The organism is Propioniciclava sp., assembly GCF_029977985.1.
In the GTDB taxonomy this organism is placed as follows: domain Bacteria; phylum Actinomycetota; class Actinomycetes; order Propionibacteriales; family Propionibacteriaceae; genus Propioniciclava.
In genome coordinates this window covers 1-1437 of sequence record NZ_JARKOT010000249.1, presented here as the reverse complement: position 1 = coordinate 1437, position 1437 = coordinate 1, and the positions used below count along the sequence as shown (strand labels likewise).

The 1437-nt window shown below is 69.2% G+C and carries 2 protein-coding genes; one reads left to right on the top strand and one right to left on the bottom strand.

What is annotated here, in order from left to right:
* A partial coding sequence (locus tag Q1K57_RS13840; protein ID WP_366525380.1) for a metallopeptidase family protein occupies nucleotides 1-365 on the top strand: 365 nt, incomplete at its 5' end.
* A 31-nt stretch (nucleotides 366-396) separates the two neighbouring features.
* On the opposite strand, the gene Q1K57_RS13835 is transcribed toward Q1K57_RS13840, so the two are convergent.
* Nucleotides 397-1437, bottom strand: a 1041-nt coding sequence (locus Q1K57_RS13835; protein WP_300083606.1) for a glycosyl hydrolase, incomplete at its 5' end; no start/stop codon positions are given.

Genomic DNA, 1437 nt, shown 5'->3' with positions numbered 1-1437 from the left:
AGGGTGGGGGCATGCCCATCGAGATGGACGCCGACACGTTTGAGGCCCACGTGCGCGACGCGCTGGATGCCGTCCCGGACGAGCTCATGGATCTGCTGGAGTACTGCATCATCGTCATCGAGGACGACGCCCCCGCCGACGACCCGGAGTTGCTGGGCCTCTACGAGGGCGTCCCGATCACCGAGCGCGACAGCTGGTACGGCGGCGTCCTGCCCGACCGCATCATCATCTTCCGCAACCCGACGCTGGCCATCTGCTCCACCGCCGACGACGTCGTCGACGAGGTGAACATCACCGTCGTCCACGAGATCGCGCACTACTTCGGCATCGACGACGACCGCCTGCACGACCTGGGCTACGCATGACCCGGGTCGGCAGGCGGTCGTCGCGGCACACTCAGGAGGGCAGGCCCGCCATGAGGAACGCCAGCAGGTAGGTACGGCTGTCGCCGTCGTCGATGGCCGCGTCGGACAGGGTCCGGGCGGTGGCCAGCGCGGTCGCCCGGTCGGTGTCACCGGCGAGTGCCGCGTACATGAGCAGGTAGTCGCCGTACGTCTGGTCGAACCCGGCGGTGACGGTCGCCTCGGCGACGTTGGCCCGGATGCGCTCCGGGTCGCCCGCGAGGTGTCCCGACGACGGGCTGGCCGGGATCACCAGGATCGCCAGCATGGCGGCCGGCTCGGCGGAGAACCACGTGGCGTAGTCCCGCTTGCCACCCCACAAGAGCGACGTGATCTGGTGCCCGAAGCCCGCGTACACCGGGTCGGTCCGGTCGAAGTCCGTCCAGTAGGCCCGGGCGGCCTGTCCTTCGAGGGCGTGCATCCAGCTGGCCTGCGTGGCGAGGTCGTCGTTGCCGGCGGCCCGAGCCCACAGGGTGAGCCCCGCCCAGGCATTGACCGCCTCGGACGCCGACTCCTGGTTGTTGCCGTCGGCGAACGGGCTCGTCCCCGACGCCCACGCGTGCGAGCTGTACACGTCGAAGTTGCGCCACTGCGGGAAGTACTCGGACGCCTCCGGGCTCGCAATGTCGGCGGCGAGCAGATCCATCACGGGCGCCCACTTCGCGGCGAGCGCGGAGTCCTCGGCGGCCAGCACCCCGGCGGCGTACAGGTAGTAGCCGTAGTGGAAGTGGTGGTCGTTGTAGAGGTCTGAGTCGAACGTGACCGTGTTGCCCACCATGCCGTGGTTGGTCTTGTCGTAGTAGAAGCAGAACGCCGGCTCGGTCGAGCACCGGGTGGGGTCCATCCAGTTGTCCATGGCCTCGACGATGCGGTCGCGAAGGGTCGTCGCCTCCGCTTCCGCGCCGAGCCCGGTCGCGATGCTCCACAGTTGGGCGTCCCGATAGAGGGCCTTGCCGCCGAAGTAGGTGTCGGCGGGGTAGGCCGGGTCGTTGGCGACGTCGGTGGCCAGTTGGGTCTTCAGCTCGGCCCGCTCGTC